The organism is Okeania sp. SIO2B9, from assembly GCF_010672505.1.
GTDB classification, from domain to species: Bacteria; Cyanobacteriota; Cyanobacteriia; order Cyanobacteriales; family Microcoleaceae; genus Okeania; species Okeania hirsuta.
The window spans coordinates 1-6,077 of record NZ_JAAHGK010000363.1; the positions used below are offsets into that span (position 1 = coordinate 1).

Annotated in this window: 6 protein-coding genes and 1 pseudogene; 1 reads left to right on the plus strand and 6 read right to left on the minus strand. The window is 38.2% G+C overall.

Annotated elements, in window-relative coordinates; translation table 11 throughout:
* Window positions 1-26 precede the first annotated feature (26 nt).
* The 3 genes and pseudogenes from F6K13_RS35165 to F6K13_RS14450 all read right to left on the minus strand — a co-directional run.
* Window positions 27-110, minus strand: a pseudogene (locus tag F6K13_RS35165) (pentapeptide repeat-containing protein); the annotation flags it as partial.
* Window positions 111-122: 12 nt separating this feature from the next.
* A complete protein-coding gene (locus F6K13_RS14445) occupies window positions 123-971 on the minus strand; it encodes a pentapeptide repeat-containing protein (protein ID WP_124155370.1) in 849 nt (282 codons plus the stop codon).
* 69 nt (window positions 972-1,040) lie between these two features.
* Window positions 1,041-1,346, minus strand: coding sequence for a WGR domain-containing protein (locus F6K13_RS14450; protein ID WP_161565063.1), 306 nt, complete (start codon window positions 1,344-1,346; stop codon window positions 1,041-1,043).
* Between the two features lie 461 nt (window positions 1,347-1,807).
* Here F6K13_RS14450 and F6K13_RS14455 point away from each other — a divergent pair, with 461 nt between their 5' ends.
* The gene (locus F6K13_RS14455; RefSeq protein ID WP_124155372.1) at window positions 1,808-2,635 is read left to right on the plus strand and encodes an SDR family oxidoreductase; all 828 of its coding nucleotides are present in this window, start codon (window positions 1,808-1,810) and stop codon (window positions 2,633-2,635) included.
* Between the two features lie 382 nt (window positions 2,636-3,017).
* Here F6K13_RS14455 and proC read toward each other — a convergent pair whose 3' ends face one another.
* From proC to F6K13_RS14470, 3 genes are all read right to left on the minus strand, one after another.
* Complete coding sequence (gene proC, locus F6K13_RS14460; RefSeq protein ID WP_124155373.1) at window positions 3,018-3,836, minus strand: pyrroline-5-carboxylate reductase; 819 nt, start codon at window positions 3,834-3,836, stop codon at window positions 3,018-3,020.
* A gap of 455 nt (window positions 3,837-4,291) precedes the next feature.
* A complete protein-coding gene (locus F6K13_RS14465; protein WP_192901305.1) occupies window positions 4,292-4,930 on the minus strand; it encodes a cell division protein SepF in 639 nt (212 codons plus the stop codon).
* A gap of 731 nt (window positions 4,931-5,661) precedes the next feature.
* Window positions 5,662-6,077 (minus strand): YggS family pyridoxal phosphate-dependent enzyme (locus F6K13_RS14470; protein ID WP_287287696.1); only part of this gene is annotated, 416 nt, incomplete at its 5' end.

Here is a 6,077-nt window from a genome sequence, read left to right on the forward strand (position 1 = left end):
TATAGTGAGGATTACCCATGACAAATCTATTCAAAAATCACTCCTTTTAAGTTAACATCCTCAAGATTAGCATCAGTTAAATCTGCATTAGCCAAATTACAAATTTCTAAATTTGCTCCTTGTCAATTCGCTTTTTTAAAAGAAGTATTACTTAAATTTAAACCAGAAAAATTAGCATTTTTTAAATTCGCTCCGTCAAATATTACTCCAGTTAAATTAATCAACTTAATCTGAGTAAAATCCACTCCTGATAAATCCGTATTTGTAAAATTAGCACCTTGAAAATTTACTTCTTCTGTAAGTAGCTCCATAATAGCACTAACAAAAAAATTATCTAAACCTGTTGCACCTAAAAAATTTGCATAACTAAAATTTGCCCCATTCATTTCACCTAAAGTAAAATGTGCTTCCTGAAAATTTGCCCCTCTACAATTAGCATTTCTAAAATGTGAATCATCATGGCAAAAAGAAGCTCCACTAAAATTAGTATTAATACACACAGCATCATTAAAATAACCCGTAATAAAACAAGTCTCACTTAAATCTCCACCTATCAAACAAGCACCTGCTAAAAAAGCGTGTTCAGAACCACTTAAATTAGCATTTTTAAGATTAGCATTAGTAAAATCAAATTGATATAAACCAGAATTACTAAAATTAGCACATTCAAGATTAGCTCCAGTTAAATTGACCCGTGAATCATCATCATCAGAGTCGATAAAATTAATCTCAATATCACTCAGATCGACTCCCTTTAAATCCCGATTTTCTCCTCCTAAATTAACTAATTTCCAAACTAATCGCCATTTAGAATCAATTTGTGTCGTTTCATCAATTTTACTTTCTTCTAAAATAACACCTTGAAGTTTTGCACCCCTTAAATATGCACCAATTAAATTTTTTTTATAAAGGTTACAACCCTTTAAGTCAGCATTACTTAAATTAGTATGACTTAAGTCAAGTTCTGCCAAATATTCTCTAATATTAAACCCTGCTTTTTTAAGCTCATTTCAAAAATTGCTGACTTTTTTTTGCTTAATTTAATTGATAATTTTCTGTCTTTCAGGCAACGATATTTCTAATAAATATTCGTAGTAAATATGTTGAAAATCAGAAATATTATACCCTCTTTTCTGTTTATAATTAACTAACTCATCAAATATTGTTTCCGCCTCATTTAAAGAAACAGGAGTTTTTGTCTTGGTGTCACTCTTAAGCTTACGACCAGTTCTACCATAGGAAAAATTAACCTGATATTTGTTCCAACCATGGTAAACTATTTCCACTTCATAAACCTTATCTGACTTTTCATCTTGATAACGAAGAGAAGCCTTTTTGATAGACATAACTTCATTTTTTTCCTCCATACTCTCCTATATGCTTTTCAACCCCTTGATAAATATTTTTTACAGCAAATGCCACTTCTCAAATATTAGTAATACCGATACAATTCTCACATAAATAATGACAATGATAGTTAAGACTTTAACTACTATCAAAAAAAGCGATCATATTGTATTATAACAATAGTAAGTAGGTAGCTCTAATTAAACATTAAAAAATTGTAGGGGCGGGTTTAACCGAAAGCCTTGACTTAAGCGCAATCTAGTTCTAAAAACCCGCCCTCTAATATTGCGTTTATTTATGCCCATCTACTTAATAAAAGTAAGTCAGGACTTACGCAAATTAACCTTGAAAACGCCATATGTAGGGGCGAATGGCATTTGCTAACGCAAAGCTCCGCTAACGCCCTCACTTGATTTAGTGTTCATCCGTAAGTCCTGTAAGTAATATATTGGATAACAGAATGAAAATAGCAATTATCGGTTGTGGTTATGTAGGCACTAAAGTTGCCAAATTGTGGAGTCAAAACGGTCATCAAGTAACAGTGACTACTACTACTCCAGAAAAAGTTTCAGAACTAAAAAATATAACCTCACAAGTAGTAGTAATGAAAGGCAATGACCCCCAAGCGATGCAGGATGTATTGCAAAACCAAGACATGGTATTATTGAGTGTCGGTTTTCGCTCTCATATTGGCATGGAGTACAAACAAACCTATTTAGAAACTGCCCAAACTCTAGTTGCCACCTTGAAAAAAACTCCCAATATTCAACAAGTAATTTACACAGGTAGTTACTCAGTTTATGGTGACAAAAATGGTGAATGGATAGATGAAAATTCCCCCGCTAACCCCTCCACTGACAACGGAAAAATTCTCCACGAAACAGAACAAGTATTATTATCTGCATCCACTCCCCAGCAACGAGTTTGTATTCTCCGTTTAGGGGGAATTTACGGTCCTGGTAGAGAGCTAATAAAAATTTTTAGTAGGTGGGGAGGCAAAACTCGCCCTGGTACTGGTGATGATGTCACAAACTGGATTCATTTAGATGATATCGTCGGTGCTGTAGAATTTGCTATAGACAGACAGTTGCAGGGTATTTACAACTTAGTTAATGATGTACCAATCAAAGGTAAAGAATTACTTGATAGTTTACATAAATATCAAGGTTTAGAAAAAGTTTCTTGGGATGGTTCTCCCTCATCAATGCGACCTTTTAATGCTAGAGTATCAAATAAAAAATTGAGGGATGAAGGTTTTGAGTTAGTTCATCCGGAAATTGTGTTTTAGGCATTGGTAAATTAGTGTATGATATTAATCTTGATTCTTTAGGAGTCAGGAGTCAGTCCTCAGGAGTCAGGAGGGAAGAAAGAAGAAGAAACCCCGAGTAGAAGGAGAAAGTTTTTTTTGCCACGTAGACGGAACGGAGTTCTATCGCGCTCTTATCCGGACATAATATCATACCTCTTTTCACCAACGCCGTGTTTTAATAAGGGAGGACTCAGGAATCAGGAGTCCAGTAGTGGCGTGACACAGCTAAAATGCTGGATTATATCAAATCCGTTTAATTCGGTATAAAAAATGTTCCATCTTCAACCATTACCAAATATTTCTCCTACTCCCCTACTCCCCTACTCCCCTACTCCCCTACTCTCCTACTCCCAAACCCTATTTAACTATTGCCTAATTCTTGAGACCTTTCTGTTGCCGCCACCACTGCTTCAATTAAAGCAGAACGAAAACCCAAACTTTCTAATTCCGCAATTCCGGCAATAGTTGTTCCTCCAGGACTTGTTACCCGGTCTTTCAACTGTGCGGGGTGCATTCCCGACTCCTGTAACATAACTGCCGTACCTAAAACTGTTTGTAATGCTAACTGATAAGCGATCGCTCTAGGCAAACCAGCACAAACTCCCCCATCTGTCAAGGACTCAATTAAAATTGCCACATAACCAGGTCCGGAACCAGATAAACCCGTAACTGCATCCATTAAAGTTTCTGGAACTTCCACTACCTGTCCTACTGACCGTAAAATGCGAGTAGCTAACTCCCGATGTTCCGGTTGAACATGCTTACCAGGAGCGATCGCGCTCATTCCTGCACCCACTGTCGCTGGAGCATTAGGCATGACTCTTACCATAGGTCGCGATGGGAAAGCTGCCTCCAACCTTTGTAGAGGTACACCTGCCATAATTGAAATTACCAATATAGTCTCGCCACCAACTTGCCAGTCTGCCAATTCCAATGCTATGGTATCAAATATTTGAGGTTTAACCGCCAGTAACAAAGCTTCCGTTGTAGTAGTCACCACCAAACGATTATCAGTAGTTACCTCTACACCATATTCCCGTGCTAAAAAATCTCGCCTTTGTTGCTGCGGGTCACTAACTAAAATTTCTGAGGGTTGATAAATTTTTTGTTCCAGCAGTCGGGATAATAAAGCTTCACCCATTACCCCACCACCAATTAAACCAAACTTTGCAGTTGTCATTTTTCACGTTGCTGAATAGCGTGCATGATATTAGTCTTAACTACTTAGGAGTCAGGAGGGAATTAAAGAGGAATAGAAGAAGAAAGTTTTTTGGTCGCGGAGCGCGGAACGGAGTTCTATCGCACCCCCATAGGGATATGATATCATACTTCAAATCACCAACCCCTTATTTTTCAACTAAAATGTATGAATAGGGAATTGATAATGGGTTCCTATACCGTTTCACGGAAGTTAGAAGTCAGCACGGGCGAATGGCCATTCGCCCGTACAGAAGGCGCGAAGTAAAAGTTGATAGACTTAAAGTATTAACTACACAGTAATTTCAGCCTATTATTCCACATCATTCAGTTGCTGACTATTTGTGACATCCTTAGAGTGAATTGGTATTAGATAGATATATATAATTAGCGCTAATTATATTTGTTTGTGACCCCATACCCAAAATTCCTCAGCTATTATTGCATCATTTGAATTTGATCTGGTTGCCAAACTTGAGACCCAGAAGTTCCCACACGAGGGCGTGTTTGAGTCTGAGGCATCTCGTTGATTACACCTGCTTGAGTTCTGACTTGTACGCAGCTTGGTGTAAACAGAAAAATACTTTCTCCGATACGTTCCTGATGACCATCCAGAGCATAAGTACCACCTGCTACAAAGTCCACTGCCCTTTGAGCTTGGTCTGGGTCCATAATAGTCAAATTTAAAACCACGGACTTGCGCTCCCGTAGAGCACGAATTGCTTGAGGCATTTCTTCAAAAGTTCGTGGTTCCATAACCACAACTTCTGACATTCCATTTAAAGCGCCAGGCATTCCAATTACATTGTTCATAACCGATCCCATTCCAGATTCTGATTTAACAGCTCCAGTAATACCTGTGCTGCTTGTCGTTGTTGTCGCAGTAGTGGCCCTATTTCTTAATCGGCGACTATTGCGATTTTCCTCTTCTGCTACTGGTATAGCAGCAGGAGGTTGCTGTTGTGGAGGATAAACACTTTGATATTGTTCTCCTTCCACTTCATCGTAATCATATTCGTACTCAACTTGTTCGTTGAGTCCTACAAAATCTTTTAGTTTGGAAAAAAGACCATTCACCATTAAATTACTCCTTCGCTACTGTCAAATTCGGACTATTGTCCCAAGGTAGCTTAATCGTGGGTAGTTTACTACTATTTTTACTTTTTAAGTTGCATGTGATAGCATATCAGTCCTTTTGACTTCTGCTTCATAAAACTGACACAACACGTCACAAAAAGTGACGAATTGATGTTTACTTCCTGCTTCTTGTGAGACCGTCGGCAGTTACTCATCCACAGGCATTAACGGTCAAACCTACCGCACCTCTTGAGTGCGTCTTACATTCTGAGGTCTCCTCAGAATTACGCACTCGCTTTTTTAAATTAATTGACGCATTCAAGTCGCGGTCTATTGATCAGCCACATTCTAGACAATCATAAGTCCTCAGATTTAATGACTTCTCCCCGATAATTTAAAGATACAGGCATTTTAAGCGGATGCTACGCAACGGGACAAATACATATTGCTTGCTTGCTTGTTCTGAGCTGTCACCCAGACTTATCCTGGTCAGACCAGTCAAAGCGCCCCTAGAAACTCACTTGTATTCACATTGTTAGCTTTCGGGAGGTTCTATCACTATGCCAAAATGGTACACTCCCTATCCTGCCATTGCTTGCGTTGAATGTATCAAACGTTGTTTCTTAATTTACCAGGATTTCTCCGTACTAGGACAGTTCCAAGTGCAGATGAAACCCTTACTCAAACTTTAATTTTATCACTTCGGCGGGATAAATCCCGAACCGTCATTTTCATCCCCTGCCTAAAGGCGAGGAGCTTTCAACCTTCTTGTGTGTAATCCTCCTCTCACCAAATAGAATTCTACCTAGTCTGACCATAGTTGTACCAGCAGTTATGGCTAAATTATAATCTTCTGACATTCCCATTGAAAGTTCCTGGATATTTAGATTAGACAAATTTTTTTTGCTAATTTCCTGGGCTAACTCCTGAGTTTTCTCAAATACTGATAAGGTTTGCCCATGATCTAATCCTTGGGGTGGAATAGTCATTAGACCCTTAATTTTAAGATTTTGACATTGATTTAACTGTGATAAGTCAGTAATTAATTCTGGTATACTCCACCCATACTTATTAGGGTCGGGTAAAATTTTGACTTGCAGGCAAATATTAGGAATACAAGATAACTCTTCTGCTAAACGGTCAAGGA